This is a genomic window from Sandaracinobacteroides sayramensis, from assembly GCF_022014495.1.
In the GTDB taxonomy this organism is placed as follows: Bacteria; Pseudomonadota; Alphaproteobacteria; order Sphingomonadales; family Sphingomonadaceae; genus Sandaracinobacteroides; species Sandaracinobacteroides sayramense.
Genome location: NZ_JAKLSQ010000009.1, coordinates 90,871 through 113,998 on the forward strand (window position 1 = coordinate 90,871; position 23,128 = coordinate 113,998).

The window sequence follows — 23,128 nt, forward strand, 5'->3', positions numbered from 1 at the left end:
CGACGGAAATGGAGCCGCGTGCCTGACTCGCACAGGATCAAATGCGCAGATGCGTCGCTCAGGTAAAAGAGGCAGACAAGCGATGGACGAAGAGCTTCGTTTCGATGGCAGGGTAGTGGTTGTGACCGGAGCCGGAGGCGGACTTGGGCGCCAGTACGCGCTGATGTTTGGCGGGCGCGGAGCCAAGGTGGTGGTGAATGATCTGGGTGGCGACGAGAAAGGGAGCGGCAGCTGCTCCACAGCCGCTGACAATGTGGTCGACGAAATTCGAGCCACGGGCGGTCAGGCGGTGGCAAATTATGCGTCGGTCGAGGAGGGCGCGCTGATCATCCAAGCCGCGCTTGACAACTTCGGAACCGTTGACGTCGTCATCAACAATGCCGGCATCCTGCGCGATGTGAGCTTCCACAAAATGACCGACGAAGACTGGACACTGCTTCAGCGGGTCCATCTGAATGGGACGCGGGCAGTGACGCAGGCAGCATGGCCGATACTGCGCGACAAGGGCTATGGCCGCATCGTCATGACCACGTCTGCAGCCGCAATCTACGGCAACTTCGGTCAGGCCAACTATGCCGCAGCCAAGCTCGGAATATTGGGGCTTGCGAACGCGCTGGCGGAGGAGGGGCGGTCCAGAAACATCCAGGTTAATACGATCGCCCCAATCGCCGCATCGCGTATGACCGCGACCGCCTTTCCACAAGAGTTTCTCGCCAATCTCAGAGCGGAAGCGATCAGTCCATTGGTCGGTTGGCTTGCGCACGAGAATTGCAGCGAAACCAAAGGGCTTTTTGAAGTTGGAGCCGGCTATATCGCCAAGCTTAGGTGGGAGCGCGCGCTTGGGCACGCCTTCGGAGCGGACAGGGCGTTCACGCTCGATGATGTCGCCCGGCACTGGGGTAGAATTGTCGACTTCACGGATGCCGAGCACCCGCTCGGGCTGAATGACAGCCTTGAGGCGGTAGAACGGGCGCTGAGAGCGTAATCAACCCAATGAATTACCATGATATTTTTGAGCGGCCGTCGGGCTGCCGATGGCGTCGTGCCGCCGCCAGATATCGATGAGCAGCAGGAATAGTTCTGCAGCGAATTGAATTGGACGACGGCCCTCAAATGCCGCCAAACGGCATGAACTACACAATATCTCCTGGGAAGAGAGGATCAGCCATGAGAGGATGTCTATTGGCGTCTGCCGCGTTGTTGTGCTCGGGAACAGCATTTGCCCAGGAAGCAACGCCCCAGGCGAACGACCAAACCGGGAGCGCCACGGAAGCGCTGGCTGAGGACATTGTCGTTACCGCCACCAAAAAGGGCTATGGCGAAAGCGTGCAGAAAGTACCGATGGCGGTCACGGCTTTTGGTGAAGCGCAGTGGACGCCAAGTTCGTCCAGAATCTTCAAAGTCTGAGCTACGACGTTCCCAACGTCCAGCTCGAGGATGTGGGTACGGCACCGGGCTATGCCAATTTCACTATCCGGGGCCTCGGCATCAACAGCACGATCCCATCGATCGACCCCACCGTAGGCGTTTTCACTGACGGTATTTACCTCGGCATCAACGCTGGTGTCGTGCTGGACAACTTCGACCTTGAGGGGATCGAAGTTCTGCGTGGACCGCAAGGCTTGCTTTTCGGTCGCAACGTTACCGGCGGTGCCGTGGTTGTGCGGACCACACGGCCCAGCTTCGATTTTGGAGCCAAAGCCAAGCTATCCATTGAAACGGGACTGAAGAAGACCGTAAGCGGCACGGTTACCGGACCTATCGTCGATGACGTTTTGGCTGCCAAATTGGCCGTCTACTACAGCGACGACAATGGCTGGTTTCGCAACCGCTTCGACAATCGCAGCTTCGGTAAATCACATGACCTTATCATTCGCCCGGCACTTTCGCTCAAGGGTGGCGACCGCTTCCGAATGGATCTCCGCTATGAGCATGGCGATGTCGAAAGCGATGGAGCCCCTGTCCAGAGTCACGCGCTGTTTCCCCGCGACAGCTTCAGGTTTTCGATCAATTTCCCAGGTTTCTATGATGCCAAATGGGACCAGGCGATCGTGGAAACCAACATCGATGTCGGTCTGGGCGGAGGCGTCTTCACCAACATCGCTGGCTATCGGAAATTCCGATCCTCCGCGGGCGCTGATATCGATGGAACACCACAGTCCTTCTTTCATGCCTTTTTCGAAATCGACCAGGATCAGCTCAGCGACGAACTTCGTTATGCCGGAAGGTTCGGTGACGTCGAATTGACAACCGGTCTATACTATTTTTCCCAGGATCTTCGTTACGCCGAGCTGCGGAATCTTTTGGGCGGTGCTCGGATCGTTTCCGGTGGGGGTACGCAAGACCAGACAACATGGGGCATTTTTGCTTCGACCGACTGGCATTTCACCGATACGCTGACCTTGAATCTCGGCGCGCGGTATAGCTGGGAACGCAAAGCCGTTCGGGTCTCGGCCTTGCGCGCAAATGGTTGCAATCTAGACACGCTGATCTGTGCAACCAATTTCGCCGACGCGGCAAAATGGCGAGGGTTTACGCCGAAAATCGGCCTTCAGTGGAAGCCGGATGACGACACGCAGATTTATGGCCTTTACACGCGCGGGTTCCGCAGCGGCGGATATAATTTGCGCAACACCGATCCCGCTGTGCCGCCGGGGCCATTCAATCAAGAGACCCAGGACAGTTTCGAACTCGGCGCCAAGAAGCAATTCGGGCGCCACCGGATCAACCTGGCGGCCTTCTACAATCGCATGAAGGACCTGCAGCGCGAGATCAACCTGCCCGGACCGCTTGGCGTCAGCCAGGTCATACGGAACACCGCCGACGCCACAATCAAAGGCGTCGAGGCCGAGGGGCAGTTTTTTCTTTTGTCCAACCTCGTGATTTCGGGTCAGCTCGGCTACGTGAATGGCCAGTATCGCAACGTCCAGTTCGACCTCAGCGGTGATGGCGTCATCAACGATGTGGATCGTGCGCTCAAATTGCCAAGGCTGTCGCCATGGACCTATGGCGTGGGGCTGACTTATGATCAGCAGCTTGGCGAATTGGGGACAGCAACGGCGCGTGTCAGCTTCACGCATCGCGACAAGGCGGCATTCACCGACAACAACGTCGGCTTCCTTCAGGGCGCCGATATGCTCGATGCGAGCCTCACATTGGCGACCGACAACAAGCACTGGCGCTTCTCCATCTATGGCCGAAACCTCCTGAATGAGGTGACGATTGGCGGCGATACACCTTTGCCGGCGGCCTTCGGGGGCACGGGTGCAAGCCTTTCACCGCTAAACAGGGGGCGCGTCATCGGCGGAGAAGTGGCGATTAGCTTCTAGGCCATTTTCGAGGCGAGTGGAATCACCCGCCAACTCGGAAAATGCCCAAGATCAATTTGCTAGAGCATTTCCTGCCGGAAAGCCGGTTCCCACTTCTGCGCGAAATGCTCTAGCTGATCGCGACGGATGCAGCGGATTTCCGATCGCACCCCGCCCCCTTGCCGTTAATCCGATGGTGCGGTGCGCCATGCCTGACGAACAAGGCTGACGAGCGCACGGCCAGCCGGTTTTACCTGCCAGCGGCTACGCACAGCATAACAAAGCGTCAATGGATCGAATAAACCGATTCCCTCCAAGGCCACGAAATTGGCGCGAAACCATGAGTTCTCGGTGAACTGTTTTGCAACCATCCCGATAGCATCGGATGTGGCAACGATCCGTCGAACCAATTGAAAATAGTCTGTCATGTGGATCCAGTCAGCGGGACGCTTACCGCTTTTTTCGTACATCTGCTGAATGATCGATGTGTAGGGTTCGGAAGATGAGGGCACTACGAATTCGAACTGGACCAGCGGCTCCTTGCTGGTCGGGTTTATCCCCAGAATGGGATGATTGTTCCGCACAAAAGGCAGTATTTCGATCGAGGCGACCCGCTCGCACTTGAATTCCGGCCAGCGTGCAAAGGCCGCTTCAAGTCCAAAGGCGACATCGATATCGCCGCGCGACAGGAGTCGCACGCCCCTTTCGCTGTTGCCCGAAACGACTTCGACGCGCACTGCCGGATGGCGCCGCAGCAAAGAAACCAGAGGTTGGGTGAGCAACCAGTCGATTGACCCTGGGAACAGTCCGATTCGAAGCGGGCCCGCATAGGCGTCGGCGCGGCGGGCTGTATCTCCGAGTAGTTCAGCTGCGTCGGCAAGCAAGCGCGCTGCGCGATCGATAAATTCGCGTCCCTCCTCTGTCGGCATCGCGCCCCGTGAGGTCCGATGGAAAAGGGAATAGCCAAGATACCGTTCGAGTTCAGCGACACTCTTGGTCACCGCCGACTGCGTGACACCAACCGCATCCGCTGCCCTGGAGAAGGAACGAAGCTGACCAACCGCGACGGCATGCTTGAGGCGAGAATCGAGCATGGACATGCCCCACAGGAATAATTGCTCCAGAGAATGAATTAGGCGAATCAAGGTCATTTTGCCAATCTTACTTTCGACACTGCCGCCCAGCACGACTGCAACCCGTCTCGAAATCTGGAGCGGCGAAACGGCCTGGATCAAAGCGCCAAGGTCTCAGACGCAGGTATGCCTGAATGACGAAAACTGGTCCGCTTGCAGGCCTCAAAATACTCGAAATTGCGGGCATCGGCCCGGCGCCGTTTTGCGGAATGCTGTTGGCCGACCTTGGCGCCGATGTCGTCGTCATTGAACGCGTAAGCCCTAACTCCGAAAATATCGATCTTGGCAGCGGCGCCATTGTGAACCGCGGGAAACGTGTAATTGCCTTGGATCTGAAGTCCCCCGAAGGCGTCGCGCATGTCCTGGATCTCGTCCAAAGGGGCGATGTACTGATCGAAGGCATGCGGCCTGGGGTGATGGAGAGGCTCGGCCTTGGTCCCGAGGTTTGCCTAGCGCGTAACCCCCGCCTTGTATTCGGTCGCATGACGGGTTGGGGGCAGCAGGGACCTCTCGCCCAAGCGGCCGGCCATGACATCAACTATATCGCGCTGTCAGGAGCCCTTTGGTATGCTGGGCATCCTGGTGAACCGCCAATGGCGCCGCCAAGCCTGGTAGGCGATATTGGGGGTGGAGCGCTTTATTTGGCCATCGGCGTCCTCGCAGCGGCAATGCACGCCCGGGATACCGGGAATGGGCAAGTGGTTGACGCCGCGATCGTCGATGGGAGCGCTCACATGATGAACTTGCTCCTGAGCCTGAAGGCCGCCGGCCAGGTTGCCAGCATACGCGGCTGCAGCATCCTTGACGGCCCTCACTGGTACTCGACCTATCGGTGCGCCGACGGGAATTTCATCTCAGTCGGATCACTCGAGCCCAAGTTCTATGCGCTGCTTTGCAAAAAGCTGGGGTTGGCCGGCGATAGCAGTTTTGACGACGGCTATGATCGTGATGCCTGGCCCGAGCTCAAGCAGCGTTTTAGCGAGATATTCGCCATGCGGACACGGGAAGAATGGCGCGCACTGCTGGAAGGCAGCGATGCCTGCTTTGCCCCCGTGCTTGATCCGGACGAAGCGGCGCGCCATCCTCATATGGCAGCGCGAGGCGTCTATCGGGAGATCGACAATATCCTTCAGGCAATGCCGGCGCCACGTTTTTCGGGCTCGTCACTACCGATCCCCGGACCGATCCCGCTGCATCATGAAGATCCGAGTACAATTCGGCGGGGCTGGAGCAAACCGGACCGCTGCGGGATTACCGCCAGAACCGACTGTTGCGAGTAGTCGGTTGGCATGGTGGGCGGCCAGCGGCCCGACACGAACGGTGATTTCATAACTATGAACCAATGCGACGCTCCGCTTCGCTGCATTCAAATCAAAGGAGACAACGACACACAGGCACGTCAAACTATCCGATGATTCCTGTACGCCACGCCGGAACGGCGATTGCGGACGTGTCCACGGGACGTTGTTCGCATCGTGATTCGCTCGGCGCTTGAAATCAATGCTCGCCCCGGATGTGACGACGCCGATGGGATTTCCACTGCGGCGGCCACGGCCAATGTCCTGGCGTGAGGGCTTCGGTCATCGACCGATTCGACCGTCCGAATGCGGTCTTTTGGCGCGCCTGAGAATCCGCATCAGAGTTGAGTGCGCGTTGTTCGGGAATCTCATTTAAATATTTGTAAAAACGTAATAATATAGATAATAACTCCAACCTGTATCCAGTGTGGAGTAATGGTCGCAGGGCGTGAACTTACGCCCTTATGGATGCGTCGAAGTCCTTCAGTTTGAATCTCAGGAAATTGCGGCTTGCGATGCGCATCACGCAAGAAGCGCTCGCCCATGATGCGGGCACGAGCAGCTCTTATCTGAGTGCGATCGAAAATGGCCGGTCGAGCCCGACGCTGAAAGCAATGGAGCGGCTCGCGAAGGCACTCGGCGTCAATGCCGTCTATCTCTTGTCCGGCCGGATATCGATCTCGATCGTTTCGGACGACGAACTGGAAATCGGCGCGATACTGGCGCGCCCGGCGGTGACGCTCCGGCGCCATCCGCACAAGCCGACGGGGCGGCCGAGCAAGACCAAGTAAATCATCGGGGGCTGCACGCGCGTGGGCTGGAACCACGCGCCCGATAGACGCGCCCGCAACGCGCGCGTCGAAAGGAGTGCCCCTCGGTGCCGTTTCGCGACCTCGATGCCTATATTAAGCAGGCCAGGCGCGCGAACAGTGATCGCGAGCTGTTCAGTTGCAGCGAGGCCGCCGCACGCCAGCTCGGCCTCCCATGGCTCGCGATCGTCCAGAGCATGGCCTTCTTTCAGCCCGGTGGGCGATATTTCCGCATGGACAATTTCCAGAGCTGGGGCGACGTTTTCGTCGCCGAAGGCTATTACCGCGACGATCCCGCCTTGCTCGCGGCGCGCTCGACAAGCCGGGCGTTCGGCTGGCACGAAATGGAGCGACTGCTGGGCGGCTTCACGCGGCGGCAGGCGCGCATCGTGCGCGAAGCCGCGCGTCATGGCCTGCGCAACGGCCTCACCGTTCCGATTGGCGTCGCCGGCGAGCCGCCCGGATGCTGTACGTTCGCAACGCGCGACGGGCAATTGCCGCCATCGCATATCTGCCGGATCGCGACGCTGATGGCGAGCGAGGCTTTTACCGAGGCGCGGCGCTTGCACGGCTTTCCGGCGCGCCGCCTGGAATTGCCCCATCTCAGCCCAAAGCGGCTCGAATGCTTTCGCTTGGCGGCGATGGGCAAGAGCGACGTCGAGATCGGGATCATGATGCACATCGCGCCAACGACCGTGCGCACCTACATGCGCGACCTGCGCGAGCATTTCGGCATCTATTCCCGCGCGCAGCTCCCGGCGATCGCGCTCGCCTGCGGGATCGTCTGCATCGAGGAGATCGTCCCGCGCTTCTGAGTAGGATCGCCGCATCCTCAATATTGACGACTGTTTGAACTCCGCATCTCTGCTCCTTTTGCGACCGTTCACGTTGAACGGGAGCTACTGCTATGATCCATATTGTCCAAGGGTGCTCGCTTACCGATGCGCGCGCCGCCTCGATGTTCGAGGACCGCAAGACCCTGTTCGTCGATCTGCTGGGCTGGGATGTTCCGGTCGTCGGCGGCCGCTATGAAATCGACAGCTATGACGGCGACAAGGCGGTCTATCTGATCGCCACCGACGATGGCTGCATTCACCAGGGGTCGATGCGGCTGCTATCGACAGAGGGCGCGCATCTGCTCGCCGATCGTTTCGCGTCGCTCTGCGAGTGCGATGCGCCCCGGGGGGAGCAGGTTCGCGAGATTACGCGACTTTGCCTGCCGCAACGATTGGGCGCCCCCGGACGCCTGCGTGTCCGCAACCGGCTCATCTCGGCGATGGTCGATCATGCGCTCGGCAGCGGAATCACCATGCTAACCGGCGTCGTGACCGCTGCTTTTCGCGAGGAGGTTTTGGCGATGGGCTGGCGCGCAGCGCCGCTCGGCCCCGCGCGCCGCATCGATGGCGCGTTCCTTGGAGCGTTCCGCATCGAGATCTGCGCCGGTACGCCTGCGCTGCTGGCGTCGAACGGCATCTATGTGCCGGGTGCGATCACTCCCGATGCGGCGGCAAGAGCCGCGTGAAGGGAATGGCGATGCACGACCCCGCCCGCCTAGCCGCGATGCTGCTCGCCGACGGTTATGTCATTGTCGATAACGCCGTGCCGACCGAGCTAATCACCGCGCTCGAAGCCGAACTCGCACCGCGCTTCGTCGCCACGCCCTTTTGCGAAGGCGGATTCTACGGAGCCCGCACCAAGCGCTTTGGCGCGTTGTTGCGGCGTTCACGGCATATCGCCGGCCTTGTGCTGCACCCGATCATCTGCGGTATCGCCGAAACGGTGCTCGGGGAATGGTGCGATCGTATCGTTCTCAACCTCACCCAGGCGATCGAAATCCATCCCGGCGCGCTCGCGCAGGTGCCGCACCGCGACCAGGATCTCTGGGGCGGCGTCAAGACCGGGATGCACTATCAGATCAACGTCATCTGGCCGATCGATCCGTTCACGCTGGAGAGTGGCGCGACGCTGGTCTGGCCGGGCAGCCATCACGATGCGGCATCGCAACCGGGCGATGCACGTCCGGTCGCCGCCGAAATGCCACCCGGCTCCGCGCTGCTGTTCCTCGGATCGATCCTGCATGGTGCCGGCGCTAACCAGTCCGATCATGTGCGCCGCGCGGTCATCACCTCCTATTGCCTCGGATGGCTGCGGACGTTCGAGAATCAGTATCTCGTCTACCCGCCCGCCATCGCTCGAGCGTTCGATCCCGATCTGGCCGCGCTCATCGGCTATGCCCAGCATCGCCCCAATCTCGGTAATGTCGAAGGCCAGTGCCCATCGGTGCTGCTTTACCGCGACGATATTGACGGCCTCCCGGCGATCGACGCGCTGCTTCCCGGTCAGGCGGACATGTTGGACGCCTACGTCGCGGATCAGGAAGCGGCGCGTGCGGGCCTGATCGGCGGGTAACGCGGGTTCGTCGGACTAGACGCTGCATCCATGACACACGATCCGAACGACAAAGCAGGCGGCGGCGCACGAACACCGACCGAGGTGGCGCCGCCCGCTGTGAACGGTGGAGCTGTATCTTCGACCGCGGAGCGCGCCCGGCGGGCACGCGAACATTGCCCGTTCCTGACAACCAAGCAGGCCGCGTTCCATCTCGGCCTCGCAGCGGACACGCTCAAGAAGATGCGCCGCGAGCGGCGCGGTCCGTGCTGCCGGAAACACGGCACCGTCTGGCGCTACCATATCGACGATATCGAGGCCTGGTCGCGCGCGAACATGCGGGATGGCGGAAATGGCTAGGCTGTTACCCTCCCGTCTGCCGGTTCGGGCCTCCGTGCTGATCAGTGTTGGCGTCGCCGCGCTGACGGCGACGATCGCGCTGCCCCCGACGCCGCGGCTGGTCTGGAACGTGTCGGCCAGCGCGCCGATCGGCCTCTATGCCGTTGGCGGCCGTCACGACATCGCGGCTGGCGACATGGTGCTGGCCCGCGTGCCCGACCGCTGGCGCCGGCTCGCCGCCGAGCGGCGCTACATTCCGATCAACGTCCCTTTGGTGAAGCGCGTCGCGGCCGTGCCCGGCGACCGCGTTTGCGCCCGTGGTCGCGATATCTCCGTAAATGGCCGCCCAGTCACTGATCGCCGCGAAGCTGACGGCCGCGGGCGGCCGATGCCGCGGTGGAGCGGATGTGTGACACTGAGAACCGGTGCGCTGTTCCTCCTGATGGACAGCCCGGATTCGTTCGACGGGCGTTATTTCGGACCGACATCGCGCGGCGACGTCATCGGCGAGGCGCGGCTGTTGTGGCTGGGCTGAGGGTCGCCATCACCGCCTTGGCGCTGCTAGCGGCGGCGCCGGCTGGCGCGCAGTCGGTCGTTCACTGGCGGCCTTATATCGAGGCAGCCTCGGCGCGTTTCGGCGTGCCGGTAGAATGGATCGAGCGCGTCATGCGCGCCGAGAGCGGCGGACGCACGATGCTGGACGGTCGCCCGATCACCAGCCACGCCGGCGCGATGGGGCTGATGCAGCTCATGCCCGGCACCTGGTCCGAAATGCGCGCGCGGCTCGGGCTCGGGTCCGATCCACATAGCCCGCGCGACAACATATTGGCGGGGACGCTCTATCTTCGCCTGATGTATGACCGCTTCGGCTATCCCGGTCTGTTCGCAGCCTATAATGCGGGACCGGCACGCTATGCCGAGCACGTGCGGACCGGCCGCGCGCTGCCCGGCGAGACCCGCGCCTATCTCGCGAGCGTCGCCGGAGTGCCCGTCAATTCCCAGTCGGCTGTCGCGGCCGCCAGTGCAACGCCGCGTACCGCCAATGCCATCTTCTTCGCGATCGGCGACCGGCCCCCTGCCGGCCGGAGCGAAGCCGGCGCGGCCACGCTGTTCGTCGTGCTACGCGCAGGGCCGCCCGAGACGGCTGCGCCAGGCCGTCCGTAGTGAGCACCGATCCGGGCTTCATGCGGATTCGTGTTTCTGCTATGTTCCGAGGCTATGGAGTTGGTCGTCATGCTGCTCGGTCTGATCCTTTCCGCCACCGGCATCGTCCTCTTCGCCTGGGCGATGTTCCGGCTCGCCGTCTTCGCGCTCCCGGTCGGGCTGGGTGCGGCCACCTTTCTGTGGGCGGCGGGTGGCGAGCTGGGGCTGTTGCTCGGCCTGCTTCTCGGCCTCGTCGTCGGCGTCGCGGCCTTGCTGATCGGACGCATGCTCATCGCGTCACGGTTGCCGGTTCCAGTTCGCGGGGCGGTCGCTTTTCTCTTCGCTGTGCCCGCCGGGATCGCCGGCCACAGCGTCGTCTCCGGCCTGATGCATCTCGGCGGCGCGCGGCCGACCGCGACCGGCATCGCCGCGGCGGTCGGCGCGATCATCATCGCCAGTGCCGCCATGATGAGCCTGTTGCCCGCGATGACCGCTCGCACCGGTTCGCACGGATCCCCGCTGCACGGTTGATCCGCGGCGGGTCAGTCGGCCGAGTGCTCGCCTCCGCGTCACCGTCGCGTAAGGCGACCATGGCGAGAGTGCGTCAAGACGGCAGGGTCTGACCTGACGCATCCGGGTTTTTGGGCGCCTCGCGCCTGCGGCGCGACCGCCGCTCTATTCCGCTAGGCTCACATCCGTTCGCCAAGCTCCACCGGGCCACGCTTCGCGCGTCCCGGCCAAAGGTGATGATCGGACTGGCGGGATGCCGGAGCCTTGCTCCGGCCTGTCGTCGCCGCGCCTGACCGGCGCGGCGGCGTTTTTCGTTGGGCCTTCCCCTCGTCGCACGGGTGGACGGCGCTCCCTTCTGGGCCCGGCCCGGCGTCCCGCAAGCCGGCCCTCGACTGCGCTCGGGCTCGGCTCCTCCATTGCATTGCGGCCCTGCGGGTGCGGACCGCCTTCTGGCCGCGCCCGGCAGGTCGCAGTTCGCCGCCCACCCCCGCTCCGGGGGAGGCCCTGGGGTTTTTGGGGCGGTGCAGGAGGATAGCCATGCGCCAGAGCGGCAAGCATCGCGCGCGCGGAGAAGCTGGCAGGAGCCAGCCCCCGGCAGAGCGCGCCAATCTTTACGACGAGGTGACGAACCGGATCGTTGCCGAACTTGAGGCGGGCCGCGTTCCTTGGGTCCAGCCTTGGGGCCGCCCCAATGGTCAAGGCTTCTCCGCCGCCCCCGGCCTTCCGCGCAATGCGCTCACCAGCCGCAATTACAGCGGCGTCAACGTGCTCATTCTCTGGGGCGCGGTTATCGAGTGCGGTTATCCTTCGCAATCGTGGCTGACCTTCCGCCAAGCCCTTGAAGCAGGCGGCAACGTCCGCAAGGGCGAGCGCGGGACCACCGTTGTCTATGCCGACCGCTTCACCCCCGAGGCCGAGAAGGAACGCGCACGCCTGACCGGCGACGAGGCCCGCGCCGTGCCCTTCCTCAAACGCTTCACCGTGTTCAACGTCGCGCAATGCGAAGGCTTGCGCCCCGGCCTTGCCGCCGGCCCCGCGCCGCTCCCCGAACGCCAGATCGTGCCCGTCGCCGAAGCGGTTATTGCCGCATCGGGCGTCGATTTCCGCATCGGCGGCAACCGTGCCTTCTATGTACCCGCGCATGATTATGTGCAGGTTCCGCCGCAACCCGCGTTCTTCGAGCAGATCAACTATTATCGCACCGCGCTGCACGAACTGACCCATTCGACCGGCCACGCCTCGCGCCTCGACCGCAAGATTCTCAACCCGTTCGGCAGCAAGGACTACGCCCGCGAGGAACTGGTCGCCGAAATGGGTAGCGCCTTCCTCTGCGCCGCGCTTGGCATCGAACCGACCGTGCGCCATGCCGATTATCTGGCATCATGGCTGGAGGTCTTGCGCGAGGACAATCGCGCCATCTTCTGCGCCGCGAGCGCGGCGAGCAAGGCCGCCGACTGGATAATGGCGCGCCATACCGAGGCCAGCGAAAGCGACGAGCGGAGGGCGGCGGCATGATCCTGCTGACCCCCGAACTGCGCTTCGCGCTGCGCGCGAACGACTTGGCCCGCTGCGCCGCCGCGCGCGATGGCGCGCCAGAACCCGATCCCGTTCCGCTGGTCAAATTCTTCAATCCCTTGGGCGCGGCAACATGGCTCGCGACCGAGCTTTACGATGATGACGACACGCTGTTCGGCCTTGCCGACTTGGGGTTCGGCTTTCCCGAACTCGGCACATTCAGCCTGTCCGAAATGGCGAGCGTCCGCTTGCCCTTCGGCCTGTTCATCGAGCGCGACGAGCATTTCGAACCGTTCGCCCCGCTCTCGACATGGGCCGAGACCGCGCGGCGGGCGGGCGCGATCATCTTCGCTGAAACCGAACTTCGCCGCGCGGCCGACAGCCGCAACGGCAAGGAGCTTCCGCCCCGAGGCGGGTGACGCGCGGCGCGTTTCGCCGCATCGAGTGCCGGTCCCGCCCATCCAGCAAGACAAACGGGACCGGCGCTCCAGAAGGAGCAGACCAATGAAACTCGACTTTATCGACCTTGGCAAGCTGTCCGTCAGCAAGGCCAATATGCGCTACGCGAAGAAGGCGCCGGACGTGTCCGACATCCTTCCGACCGTCCGCGCGCGCGGCGTTCTCGTGCCGCTGATCGTGCGACCGAATTGCGGTCCCGATGCGTTCGAGATCGTCGCGGGCGCGCGGCGCTTCACCGCCGCGCAGATCGTCGCGGGCGAAACCGGCAGCGCCGACCCCTTGCCGTGCGCCATTCTCGAGAACGGCGACGATGCCGCCGCCATCGAGGCGTCGCTGATCGAGAATATCGCGCGGCTCGCGCCCGACGAGGTGACACGCTGGGAAACCTTCACCCGGCTGGTCAAGGAAGGCCGCGACGAAGCGGATATTTCCGCGACGTTCGGCATCCCCGAGCTTGGCGTCAAACGCATCCTCGCGCTCGGCAATCTCTTGCCGCGCATCCGCGACCTCTACCGCAAGGAAGAGATCAACGCGGCGACCGTCCGGCACCTGACCTTGGCGAGCACGAGCCAGCAAAAGGCATGGCTGGCGCTGTTCAGCGACCCCGACGCCTATTGCCCGACCGGCCATCAGTTGAAGGACTGGCTGTTCGGCGGCGCGTCGATCAAGGTCGAACATGCCCTGTTCGACGTCGAGAGGCTCAAGCTCGCGATCATCGCCGACCTGTTCGGCGAGGATCGCTTTTTCGCCGACGCCGACGCCTTCTGGCGCGAGCAGGACGCGGCCATCGAGGATCGCCGCGAAGCCTATCTCGACGAGGGATGGAGCGATGTCGTGATCGTCCCGCGCGGCGAATACTTCCATCGCTACGAGTTTGTGAAGGCTCCCAAGCGCAAGGGGGCGCGCGTCTATATCGACGTGCGCGCGAGCGGCGAGGTGGACTTTTACGAGGGCTATGTCACGTCGAAGGAGGCCAAGCGGCTCGAACGCGGCGAGCCGATCGACACCGCTCCCAAGGTGCCGCGCCCCGAGGTGACGAGCACGATGCAGACCTATATCGACCTGCATCGCCACGCGGCCGTGCGCGCCGCGCTGACCCGTCACCCCAAGGTCGCGCTGCGCTTGATGGTGGCGCACGCCATCGTCGGTTCGCCGCTTTGGACCATCAAGCCCGAGCCGCAGACCGCGCGCAACGATTTGGTTGCCGAAAGCGTCGAAACCTGCCGCGCGGAAACCGACTTCGATACGAAGCGCCGCGCCGTATTGGACCTTCTCGGCTTCTCGCCCGAGGAACCGACCGTGGCCGGCGGCAACGGCGACGACTTCGGACTTGTCGGCGTGTTCCTCCGCTTGCTCGACGTGCCCGACCGCGCCGTCATGGACGTGGTGGTGATCGTCATGGGCGAAACGCTCGCCAGCGGCAGCGCCGCCGTCGAGGCGGTGGGCGGCGAGATCGGCGTCGATATGGCCCGCTACTGGCAGGCCGACGACGCCTTTTTCGAGTGTGTCCGCGACAAGGAGGTGCTGACCCGCATCGTCGCCGAGGTGGCGGGCGAACCTGTCGCCGCCGCCAATGCGAAGGAACCGGGCAAGGTCTTGAAGCGCATCGTCCGCGACCATCTGGACGGCACGAACGGACGGCCCAAGGTCGAGGGTTGGGTGCCGAAATGGATGGCGTTCCCGCCCGCTGCCTATACGGCGCGCGGCGGCGTCGGCACCGTCGCGGCTCATGCCAAGGTGCTCGCGGCGCGCCCCGACCGCGAGCCGGAACCGACCGGCCCCGGCGCGGTGATTGCGCTTCCGGCCCCTGCCAAGGCCGAGCCGCAGGAACAGCCCGAGCGCGAAGCCGCATGAAACTGGACGGGCGGCGGCGCACCCGCCGCCCGTTCCGCCCCCCATAAAATCGCCGCGCCGCTCGGCCGCAAGCGGCCCTCGCAGCGCGGATTTCAGACAGGAGACTTGTCATGGCCGACCGTGTTTCGGCATCCATCACCATCGGCGGGACGCTCCCCGCCAGCCAGCTTCCCGCCTTCGCCGAGGCCATCGCGAACGAAGGGCTGTCCACCGAATGGGACGGCGAACCCTTCGCGCTCGGCGATCTGCCCGAGGGCGAGCCCTTGGCGCTCATGGCGCACGAGGTCGCCTGGGGGCGGTTCGAGGGACTCGAAGCCTTCTGCATCGCGCATGGGCTTTTCTTCGCGCGCTGGTCGGGCGCCTATGCCTGCCAGTGGGGTGCGGAACGCACCGTGTTCACCGGCAGCGGCGAACCGCAAAGCTACGCTGCCGACGAGGACGACTATATCCTCATGGGGCGCTGCACCGCCGAGCGATTGGGCAGCTATGCGGCGATCATCGCGCATTTCGATGCGGCCGACTTCGCGGTGCCCCCGCTTGTCATCACGCCCGAACGGGAGGAGGCGAGCAATGGCTGACATCTGGATTCAGGGCAGCTTCGCCTTTCGCTGCACCGCCGCCGAGTGCGCGCTGATCGAGGAAGTCGCAAACGCTGGCTACGCGCTGGCGAATGACGACGCGCCCGATCCGCCGAGCGCGGCGCTGCTCGCAGCCTTTCCGCCGGACGATGCGAACGTGCCGTGGAGCGGGTTTCGCGAGGCGTTCAACGATCCCGAATTTCCCACCATCGGAGCCGATTTCATCGCGGAAACCTGCCCCGACGACCCAGCCGTGCGGATCGTGTGTTTCGCCAGCATGGACGATTTCGACGCCTATGCTATCGCCGTGGTCGTCCAGCGATGTTGCGCCGAAACGTTGTCCAAGGGGCCGATAGGCTTTGATTGGGCGATGACCTGTTCCAAGCCCCGCATCGGTGAATTCGGCAGCGGCTGGTGCGCGATTTTCGCAGACCGCATCGAGATCGAGGCGACCAACGAGCCGCTGGCGCGCGCGCTCGCGGGCGACGGCAACTAGCCCAAATCGCGCCGCACCGCGCGCTCGCGTGCCGAAAACCCCCGCCGCCTGACCTACCGGGCGGTGCGGCGGATCACCGTCCGGGTGCTTCCGCATAGCGTGCATTCGTCCTTCTGCCGCTCGAATCCGCGCGTGCCGCCGAGCGCGCGGGTGACGACATTGGCCTGTGCGGTAACCCACAGGTTGAGCCGGTCAGTCACGCAGGCATCGCACACCGCCGCGCCGTCCAGCCGCACGATCAGCCGTTCGATCTGCCCCGCAATCGTCGTTCCTTCGTTCATCGCCGTGAGGCTATAGCCGCCGCTTCGTGGCCGCGAAAGCAATCATGGCTTCCCGGAAGGACGCCGGACTGGGCTTCCTGTCCGCGCGCGCATCTCGTCCTTTCGTGTCTCACCACCCCGTCGCCGGCTCCTTGGGCGCATGACCTGGGACGGCCGCGCGCCCCGCGAAACCATCGCGCGGAACTGATTTCCCCGCGCCGCTTTGGCGGCGCTCCTCGCGGCCGCTTCGCTCCAAATCAGCCCCGCGCTTCCGGTCCTCCGCTTCGCTTCGGCCTGCGGTTCGCAGCGCGCTCAAGGGCCGTCCCTTCGGTCCGCCCATCGCCCGGCATCGGGTCGGGCGACTGTGTGAAGGAGACGAGAAATGCCCGCAATCGGTCATGTCCAGCGCCAGAACGACGGTTCGTTCCGGGGCGCCTTGAAGACGCTTTCGGTCAATGCCGAGATCGCCATCATCCCCAATCGCGGTAAGACCGGGGACCAGCCCGACTACCGCGTGCTGTCGAACGGCGTCGAACTGGGCGGCGGCTGGATCCGCACCGGCGAGGTGAGCCAGCGCGAATATGTCCGCCTCGCCATGTCAGCCCCCGAACTTGGCGGCCGCACCCTCTACGCCAATCTCGGCCGCGCCGCCGGGCAGGACGACGACGACGCGTTCGCTGTCATCTGGAACCCCGGCGACTGAGCCGGATCGCTCCCGCGCCGGTCACCCGGCGCGGGGCTTTCCTCATGCCTTGAGGGCTCGGCGTGGGCCTTTTCCTGCACCGGAACGCGCTTGCGGGCCTGCAGAGAGGAAGAAATCCGCTCAGCAAGCACCGAGTATCCGGCGGCGAACGGACCGCCTCAACCATCGACGGTTCCCCCAATTTTCACGCCACCTGCGTTCCGCTTCGCTCCACTCCGGCGACGAGAAAATCGGCTCCCCCGTCGCCCGCTTCGCGGCCGCTGCGCGGTGGTTGACCCGACCCGCTCCCCGCCGGGCGATGGCTCATCTTTCGCTTGTATCAGGAGGATGAGATGTCGGTTGAACAACAGATCGAGGAGCTTCGCGCGGAGCTTTCATGGTGCGATGACGCGGCAGAACGGCGGCAGATCGAAGCCGAATTAAGGGCCGCTGAGAAGAGGCTGAAGCGGTGCAATCGGGCGCTGCGTCAGGCCGAACAGGCAGGCTGGCAATAAGGCGATGCGCTGTTGAAGGGGCAGGTTCGCGGGAGTGGTGCCGCATGGCGCCGCTCCCCTTTTCTAATCGGGAAGGCGGGAAGGCAAAGCGGGCGTCTGGGGCGGCAGGTGGCAGTCGGGCTTGACGGCAAGATAGAGGCAAAATCTCGCGATTTTGTAAGTGTTTGTCTGCACATCGTTTTTTGAAGGCTTTTGCGAGACTCGCCCTTTGAGTGCGAGACAGGGTTGCCAGGAATGGCGGTTTTCTGGGCTTTTCCGATCCCAATCGCGAGACTCCTTGCGCTCTGGCGAGGACGCGCCATTCTTATCGGCGGGGAGCGTCATTCCGGTATGGAAGGACGCCGCTATGCGCGATGATGAGTTCGAACCGCACCTGGGCCGGATGCGCTGCCGGGGCAAGGAGCAGCGCTACCTGAGCCGCGTCGTGAAAGCGGCAAAGCGCGCAGGGCTAAAAACCGGCAGGCGTGGCCGCTTCGACGGCAGCCGGATCGGACGTGGCGCGAGCGTTGCACGGGTGCTCAGATCGCGCGACCGATTGGGCGCGTTCCGGTCGCGCCGCGTGATCGTCAAGATACGGCCTGTTGGACTTGGCGGGAAAGGTATGGGCGGCGCGAAGGCGCACTTGCGTTATATCCAGCGCGATGGCGTGACCCGCGAGGGCGAGCCCGGCGCGCTCTATTCGGCCGACGAGGATGTCGCCGACGGCAAGGTGTTCCTCGAACGCTGCGACGGCGACCGCCGCCAGTTTCGATTCATCGTGTCGGCCGAGGACGCCGACCAATATCCGGACTTGAAGCCCTTTGTGCGCAGGCTGATGACGCAGATGGAGCAGGATCTCGGCACGAGGCTGGATTGGGTGGCAGTCGACCATTTCAATACCGGCCATCCGCACACGCATATCGTTGTGCGCGGCGTGAATGACCGGGGCGAAAATCTGCTGATCGCGCGCGAATATATTTCGCACGGGGCCAGGCAACGCGCGATCGAGATCGCCAACCTCGACCTCGGGCCGCGCACCGACCTTGAAATCGAGGAGCGGCTTCGCAGCGATACTGGCGTGGAGCGGCTGACCGCGATCGACCGACGGCTGATCCGCGACATGGATAGTATGCGCCTGGTCAGCGCGAGCGACAGCGACCCGTTTCACCAATCGGTTCGCGTCGGCCGCTTGCAGAAACTTGGGCGCATGGGACTCGCCTCGCATATCGGCAGCGACACCTGGCGGCTCGAGCCCGACCTCGCGAACACACTGCGCCGGATCGGGGAGCGTGGCGATATCATCCGTACCATGCAGCGCGAGCTGACCGCGCGGAAGCTCGACTGTGCCGCGGCCGATCGCGTCATCTATGATCCGACGGCGCAGGAAGCCGCGCCGATTATCGGCCGCGTTATCATGCGGGGATTGGCGGACGAGCATGAAGACCGCCATTATCTGCTAATCGACGGCATCGACGGGCGCACGCACTATGCCGAGATCGGCGAGGGCGAGATGGTCGATCCGACCCCCGAAAACGCCATCGTCCGGATCGTGCCGCGTGAGGGCGGCGTTCGCCCGGTCGATCGCACGATTGTCGAAGTCGCCGCCGCGAACGACGGACGCTACACGATCGACGCGCATTTGCAGCAGGACCCGAGCGCCAGTGAAGGCTTCGCCGAAACCCATGTCCGCCGGCTGGAGGCGATGCGGAAGATCGCCCGCAATGTCGAACGCGATCCCGATGGAAGCTGGATCGTCACGCCCGATCATCTTGACAAGGTGGTTCGGTTCGAGGCGCGCCAACTCCACGACCGGCCCGTCGCCATCGAGGCGCTGTCGACCGTCCCGCTCGACAATCTGCCAGCGGCCGAGGCCGCGACCTGGCTCGATCGTGAGCTGGTTGCCGCCAGCCCAGCGCCGGTGCGCGATGCCGGGTTCGGCCGCGAGGTTCGTTCAGCGCAGGCGATGCGACGGCAATGGCTGATCACCGAACAGCTTGCAGACGAACAGGATGGGCAGACGGTCTATCGGCGAGGGATGCTCGCCGCGCTCCAGCGGCGAGAATTGCTGCGTGTCGCCCGCCAGCTCTCCGACAAGTTAGGCGTTCCGTTCGCCGAGGCCAGAGAGGGGGAGGCTGTTCAAGGCAGGCTCGTGCGCGCAGTCGAGATGACGAGTGGTCGCCATGCGCTCATCGAACGGTCGCGCGATTTCACGCTGGTGCCGTGGCGCTCTGTTCTCGATCGCCATGTCGGCAAATCGGTCTCGGGCATCATGCGCGACGGCGGGATCAACTGGACACTCGGGCGGCAGCGCAGCGGGCCGAGCGTCTCCTGATCCGGAGGATTCGGGCTTCCTATTTTCATGAAATTATGTTTTCATGGATTCATGAAAAATATCGCAGCGCAAACCGATGTCGGCGACGAGCATCTTCAGGTGCAGATTCCTGCCGTTACGAAACGCGATCTCGGTCAACGGTCGCTCGATTCCCGCGAGCCGATCCGGATGATCGTACTGCGGGCACTTGAAGCCTATGGCGTGAGCGTCCCCGCAGGCGCGATATCGGATCGCCGGAAGGGCAGGCGATGAGCGAGGATTTCGAAGCTCTCACTGTTGCGGATTATGCGAAGCAGGCCGCGCGGACTGATCAACGCAGCGGTGGCCGCGCACTGGGCTTCTCGATGCTTGGCCTTTTCGGCGAAGTCGGCAGCTTGCTCAGTGAGGCCAAGAAAAAGCAGCGCGACGATGCCTCCTACCTGGGTTACGCTCACGCCGTCGCGGAAGAGCTTGGTGACGTCCTTTGGTATCTGGCGGCGATCGCACGGCGCAGCCGCATGGCGCTCAGCGACATCGCTGCCGCCGCGGCGACAAACGGCGGACAATGGCAGACGGGCGGCAACGAAACGCTCAGTTTCCATGCGCTGCAGCCGCAGCACATTCCGCTTGCCAAGGCACCGATGCCGCAGTTCGAGCATAGCCTGCTCGCGCTGGCAGGCGACGTTGGGCTGCTCATCAACGATTTCCAGGCGGGCGGTCTTGCGAAGGACCGCGAAGCACTCGCGGGCCGGCTGGTCGCGGTCATGCGCCGGTTGATCCAGGCGGCAAACGAATCCGGTGTTACCATCGAGGCTGCCGCCGTGAAGAATCTTCACAAGATCTTCGATCGCTGGCCGCGCGAGCGCATCTATCCGGCGCCGACCGATGCGGCGCTCGACCCAGAAGAGCAATTGCCGCGGCGGATGGCGATCGACGTCTATGAACGCACCGTTCGCGGGCAGACATTCGTGTATCAACGCTCAAGCGGTGTGTATGTCGGCGACCGGCTCACCGACAACGCGCTCGAACCCGACGACTATCGCTTCCACGATGTCTTTCACTACGCTTATGTCGCGGTGCTTGGCTGGTCGCCAGTGCTGCGTGCGCTGCTCCGTCTCAAGCGCAAGAGCGATCCGAAACTCGACGACGCCGAAGACGGTGCTCGGGCGATTCTCATCGAAGAGGGCATAACTTCCTGGATTTTCGGACAAGCGCAGCAACTCCGGTACTTTGAAAACGTGAAGCGCGGTGGCCTTCCGCTGGACATGCTGAAGCATGTCCGCCAGTTCGTCGCCGGCTACGAATCAGAACGCTGTCCGCTGTGGCTTTGGGAGGAAGCGATCCTCCAGGGCTATACGGCTTTCCGCTTCCTTCAGGAGCATCGGCGCGGCCGCGTCCTGATCGACTTCGCCAATCGCCGCCTGCGTATCAAGGAATTGCCGTCATGACCCCGAAATCCTTTGTGTCCACCCTGGCGGCGACCGAACTTCCCTCAGTGTTCAATCCCTGGCGCGATCGCTGCACGGTCCATGACCGCAGCGACGCCGCCGCCCGGCGCCGCGACAATCTCGAAATGCTGCTCACCGCGGCGCTTGATCATCGCGTCGAAACGATCTGGATCGCGCGTGATCTCGGCTATCGCGGGGGGCGGCGTACGGGCGTACCGCTGACCGACGAAATTCACCTCGGACATGCCGGTACGCTGATGGGCGGCATCGCATTCGAACGTGCGACGCAGGGACCCGCCGTGGCGGAGCGCACCGCGGCGATCGTCTGGCGTGTGCTAGAGCGGATCGGTCAGCCTGTCATGCTCTGGAACGTTTTCCCGTTCCATCCCCATGAAGCGGATGATCCGATGTCGAACCGATGCCACACGCGAAGCGAGCGCGAGGCGACCTGGCCGATATTGCAAGCCCTCGTGTCAATGATCCGGCCCCGCCAGATCGTCGCGATCGGGCGCGATGCTCACCTGGCGCTGGACGGTCTCGACATTCCGACCACCGCGGTCCGCCATCCGAGCTACGGCGGGCAGCGCGAGTTCATCGAGGGCATGTTCAGCCTGTACGGTGTCGCGGATGACAACGATGAGCCGCTAGAACTGCCGTTGGGCGCGCCTCACGCCGCAGCAAGGAGATGTGCGCTCGCCTGATCGCAGCGCTCAAAGAGTTGCTTAAGATCGCCGCGGTTCCAGTTGGCGGTGTCGACCGTGGCGTTGGTCGAGACGATCGTGAGCGGACCCAGCGCGACCCCGCCTTCCTTGGCGATGAATTCGAGCAGACGGCCGAGGCCGATCAGATTGCCGAGCAGTTTTTCGATATAGTAGTGATTGCGGTAGAGCGCGGTCATGCCGAGGCGACGATCGTCGCCCTTGCCGATCAGCTTGAGACTGGCAAAGCTCAGGCACTGACCGCCGTAGGGCGAGTCATTCACGTCGCGGGCGGGGTCGAAGATCAGCAGTTCGAATTTGTTGAGCGCTCGGACGTTCGGGTTGCGCAGGCGCTCGACGATGCCCCAGATTTGATTGATTGGCTGGCCGTCGGCGCGGGGCAATTCCATCATCCGTTCGAAATAATAGCCCGACCAAGCGCCCGACCTCCGGACCTTCGGCAGCACGTTGTCGCGAAACCGGTCGAAGAATTGCGGCGCGCCGTAGCGCCTGTACAGCGCTGCCGGAAAAATCGTGTTGGCGACCGTCTCGATGGGCTTCTTGCCATGGCCCGAAAGGAAGGCATCGACTTCCGCCACGACGGGATCGGCGAGTGTTGCGCGCGCAGTCGGCTCGGCCACGGAGATGACGACATTCTGCGCCTGGTGTCCGGTGGCGAGGTCGACGAGCCGGACCGCCTCGCGCCAGCCAGCAACGCAGTCAGGCTGCGGCGGTATGGGAAGATACATCGACTTCCTCCGTCAAATTTGCCGTGGCGAAAAGGCGCGGCGCTAGAAAGCGCTCAGTAAGCCAGGCGTGGCCTTCCAAGCCCCAACCTGGTCCCCAGCTGTTGCGGATGAGAATGGCCGGGATGCCGTCCACGGTTCCATGCCCGACCGCGACGACCGCGTGCCGTTGCGCTGGCTCGGGGAGTTCGTCGTTCGCCGGATCGACGACGCCATCACCGCGCGGCTGGAAGAAAGACCGTGACAGCATCGTCAGCATGAGCACCGGCGTGTCACGGTCCAGCGCGGCAAGGATGGATGACAGGTCGGTTCCATCCCTCTGTCCGTTGCGGCCATAGAGCGGGCCAACGGTCGCCGGCGGCGTCCACAGTCGATGATCGGCTGGAACCGCAGCCAGATACGGCCAGCCTTTCTCGTCGGGTTGGCCATCGAGCCGTAGCGCGTCCAGCATTGTGGATAGCAGTGCGCCGCTCGTCGGCGGTCTGCCCGCCCGTTTCTGCGCGGCATGAAAGGCGAATTCACACGACAGCGGTGCCCAGCCGTCGCGAAGCCCGGCGTGGGTGTCGCTCGCGGCGAATGCGAGGCATGTCGGCCGCGCGCCTTGATCGCGCGCAGGTCCGAACAGCGGCCGAAGGTCACGGACGATATCGATCATGGGG

27 protein-coding genes are annotated in these 23,128 nt (G+C 63.7%); 23 read left to right on the top strand and 4 right to left on the bottom strand.

Translation table 11 applies throughout. The annotated features are described in order from the left end of the window. Positions 1–82: 82 nt before the first annotated feature. The 3 genes from L6Q21_RS07650 to L6Q21_RS07660 all read left to right on the top strand — a co-directional run bounded on the left by L6Q21_RS07650 (position 83) and on the right by L6Q21_RS07660 (position 3,329). Positions 83–985 (top strand): SDR family oxidoreductase, encoded by a 903-nt coding sequence (locus tag L6Q21_RS07650; RefSeq protein ID WP_054525393.1) that lies wholly within the window; start codon positions 83–85, stop codon positions 983–985. Positions 986–1,182: 197 nt separating this feature from the next. Further along, a complete protein-coding gene (locus L6Q21_RS07655) occupies positions 1,183–1,407 on the top strand; it encodes a hypothetical protein (protein WP_237830187.1) in 225 nt (74 codons plus the stop codon). After that, positions 1,371–3,329, top strand: a complete 1,959-nt coding sequence (locus L6Q21_RS07660) for a TonB-dependent receptor (RefSeq protein WP_237830188.1) — start codon at positions 1,371–1,373, stop codon at positions 3,327–3,329. Before L6Q21_RS07655 ends, L6Q21_RS07660 begins: the two co-directional genes overlap by 37 nt. Before the next feature lie 164 nt (positions 3,330–3,493). On the opposite strand, the gene L6Q21_RS07665 is transcribed toward L6Q21_RS07660, so the two are convergent. After that, complete coding sequence (locus L6Q21_RS07665) at positions 3,494–4,543, bottom strand: LysR family transcriptional regulator (RefSeq protein ID WP_011415069.1); 1,050 nt, start codon at positions 4,541–4,543, stop codon at positions 3,494–3,496. A 32-nt stretch (positions 4,544–4,575) separates the two neighbouring features. Between L6Q21_RS07665 and L6Q21_RS07670 the strand changes: the two genes are divergently transcribed. The 14 genes from L6Q21_RS07670 (at position 4,576) to L6Q21_RS07735 (ending at position 15,830) form a co-directional block, all read left to right on the top strand. Further along, positions 4,576–5,721 (top strand): CaiB/BaiF CoA transferase family protein, encoded by a 1,146-nt coding sequence (locus tag L6Q21_RS07670; protein ID WP_041685272.1) that lies wholly within the window; start codon positions 4,576–4,578, stop codon positions 5,719–5,721. A 482-nt stretch (positions 5,722–6,203) separates the two neighbouring features. After that, on the top strand, positions 6,204–6,530 hold the full coding sequence (locus L6Q21_RS07675; RefSeq protein ID WP_017499963.1) for a helix-turn-helix domain-containing protein: 327 nt from the start codon (positions 6,204–6,206) through the stop codon (positions 6,528–6,530). Between the two features lie 86 nt (positions 6,531–6,616). Then, complete coding sequence (locus tag L6Q21_RS07680) at positions 6,617–7,363, top strand: LuxR family transcriptional regulator (protein WP_066113774.1); 747 nt, start codon at positions 6,617–6,619, stop codon at positions 7,361–7,363. Positions 7,364–7,455: 92 nt separating this feature from the next. After that, positions 7,456–8,070 carry an acyl-homoserine-lactone synthase gene (locus L6Q21_RS07685; protein WP_058454899.1) on the top strand — a complete coding sequence of 205 codons (615 nt, stop codon included), beginning with the start codon at positions 7,456–7,458 and terminating at the stop codon, positions 8,068–8,070. A 5-nt stretch (positions 8,071–8,075) separates the two neighbouring features. Continuing rightward, the gene (locus L6Q21_RS07690) at positions 8,076–8,957 is read left to right on the top strand and encodes a phytanoyl-CoA dioxygenase family protein (protein WP_082731460.1); all 882 of its coding nucleotides are present in this window, start codon (positions 8,076–8,078) and stop codon (positions 8,955–8,957) included. A gap of 30 nt (positions 8,958–8,987) precedes the next feature. Continuing rightward, positions 8,988–9,296 (top strand): helix-turn-helix domain-containing protein, encoded by a 309-nt coding sequence (locus L6Q21_RS18130; protein ID WP_082657684.1) that lies wholly within the window; start codon positions 8,988–8,990, stop codon positions 9,294–9,296. Between the two features lie 34 nt (positions 9,297–9,330). After that, entirely contained in the window at positions 9,331–9,810 is a 480-nt protein-coding gene (locus L6Q21_RS07700) for a S26 family signal peptidase (protein WP_369815587.1), read from the top strand. Continuing rightward, positions 9,798–10,439: a lytic transglycosylase domain-containing protein gene (locus tag L6Q21_RS07705; RefSeq protein WP_058454896.1), complete on the top strand. Its 642-nt coding sequence runs from the start codon at positions 9,798–9,800 to the stop codon at positions 10,437–10,439. The genes L6Q21_RS07700 and L6Q21_RS07705 overlap by 13 nt, the downstream gene beginning before the upstream one ends. Positions 10,440–10,493: 54 nt before the next feature. Further along, a complete protein-coding gene (locus L6Q21_RS07710; protein WP_058454895.1) occupies positions 10,494–10,949 on the top strand; it encodes a hypothetical protein in 456 nt (151 codons plus the stop codon). A 516-nt stretch (positions 10,950–11,465) separates the two neighbouring features. Next, positions 11,466–12,443 carry an ArdC family protein gene (locus L6Q21_RS07715; protein ID WP_058454894.1) on the top strand — a complete coding sequence of 326 codons (978 nt, stop codon included), beginning with the start codon at positions 11,466–11,468 and terminating at the stop codon, positions 12,441–12,443. Further along, positions 12,440–12,862: a DUF2958 domain-containing protein gene (locus L6Q21_RS07720; protein ID WP_058454893.1), complete on the top strand. Its 423-nt coding sequence runs from the start codon at positions 12,440–12,442 to the stop codon at positions 12,860–12,862. The genes L6Q21_RS07715 and L6Q21_RS07720 overlap by 4 nt, the downstream gene beginning before the upstream one ends. An 85-nt stretch (positions 12,863–12,947) precedes the next feature. After that, positions 12,948–14,756: a ParB/RepB/Spo0J family partition protein gene (locus tag L6Q21_RS07725; RefSeq protein ID WP_058454892.1), complete on the top strand. Its 1,809-nt coding sequence runs from the start codon at positions 12,948–12,950 to the stop codon at positions 14,754–14,756. A gap of 110 nt (positions 14,757–14,866) precedes the next feature. After that, positions 14,867–15,334 carry a hypothetical protein gene (locus L6Q21_RS07730; protein WP_017499952.1) on the top strand — a complete coding sequence of 156 codons (468 nt, stop codon included), beginning with the start codon at positions 14,867–14,869 and terminating at the stop codon, positions 15,332–15,334. Then, positions 15,327–15,830 carry a hypothetical protein gene (locus tag L6Q21_RS07735; RefSeq protein WP_058454891.1) on the top strand — a complete coding sequence of 168 codons (504 nt, stop codon included), beginning with the start codon at positions 15,327–15,329 and terminating at the stop codon, positions 15,828–15,830. The genes L6Q21_RS07730 and L6Q21_RS07735 overlap by 8 nt, the downstream gene beginning before the upstream one ends. Before the next feature lie 53 nt (positions 15,831–15,883). Here L6Q21_RS07735 and L6Q21_RS07740 read toward each other — a convergent pair whose 3' ends face one another. Further along, entirely contained in the window at positions 15,884–16,111 is a 228-nt protein-coding gene (locus L6Q21_RS07740) for a hypothetical protein (RefSeq protein ID WP_058454890.1), read from the bottom strand. 361 nt (positions 16,112–16,472) lie between these two features. Between L6Q21_RS07740 and L6Q21_RS07745 the strand changes: the two genes are divergently transcribed. From L6Q21_RS07745 to L6Q21_RS07770, 6 genes are all read left to right on the top strand, one after another. After that, entirely contained in the window at positions 16,473–16,793 is a 321-nt protein-coding gene (locus tag L6Q21_RS07745; RefSeq protein ID WP_058454889.1) for a DUF736 domain-containing protein, read from the top strand. Between the two features lie 332 nt (positions 16,794–17,125). Next, complete coding sequence (locus L6Q21_RS07750) at positions 17,126–17,287, top strand: hypothetical protein (RefSeq protein ID WP_167541760.1); 162 nt, start codon at positions 17,126–17,128, stop codon at positions 17,285–17,287. A gap of 346 nt (positions 17,288–17,633) precedes the next feature. Beyond that, a complete protein-coding gene (gene rlxS, locus L6Q21_RS07755) occupies positions 17,634–19,598 on the top strand; it encodes a relaxase/mobilization nuclease RlxS (RefSeq protein WP_058454888.1) in 1,965 nt (654 codons plus the stop codon). A 51-nt stretch (positions 19,599–19,649) separates the two neighbouring features. Beyond that, the gene (locus L6Q21_RS07760; RefSeq protein ID WP_237830189.1) at positions 19,650–19,850 is read left to right on the top strand and encodes a hypothetical protein; all 201 of its coding nucleotides are present in this window, start codon (positions 19,650–19,652) and stop codon (positions 19,848–19,850) included. Then, positions 19,847–21,025: a nucleoside triphosphate pyrophosphohydrolase family protein gene (locus tag L6Q21_RS07765; protein ID WP_017499945.1), complete on the top strand. Its 1,179-nt coding sequence runs from the start codon at positions 19,847–19,849 to the stop codon at positions 21,023–21,025. Before L6Q21_RS07760 ends, L6Q21_RS07765 begins: the two co-directional genes overlap by 4 nt. Continuing rightward, a complete protein-coding gene (locus L6Q21_RS07770) occupies positions 21,022–21,726 on the top strand; it encodes a uracil-DNA glycosylase (RefSeq protein WP_017499944.1) in 705 nt (234 codons plus the stop codon). The genes L6Q21_RS07765 and L6Q21_RS07770 overlap by 4 nt, the downstream gene beginning before the upstream one ends. On the opposite strand, the gene L6Q21_RS07775 is transcribed toward L6Q21_RS07770, so the two are convergent. Then, positions 21,693–22,472 carry a thymidylate synthase family protein gene (locus L6Q21_RS07775; RefSeq protein WP_058454887.1) on the bottom strand — a complete coding sequence of 260 codons (780 nt, stop codon included), beginning with the start codon at positions 22,470–22,472 and terminating at the stop codon, positions 21,693–21,695. The two genes, L6Q21_RS07770 and L6Q21_RS07775, sit on opposite strands and share 34 nt — an antisense overlap. Beyond that, positions 22,444–23,124: a C1 family peptidase gene (locus L6Q21_RS07780; protein ID WP_058454886.1), complete on the bottom strand. Its 681-nt coding sequence runs from the start codon at positions 23,122–23,124 to the stop codon at positions 22,444–22,446. The genes L6Q21_RS07775 and L6Q21_RS07780 overlap by 29 nt, the downstream gene beginning before the upstream one ends. Positions 23,125–23,128 lie beyond the last annotated feature (4 nt).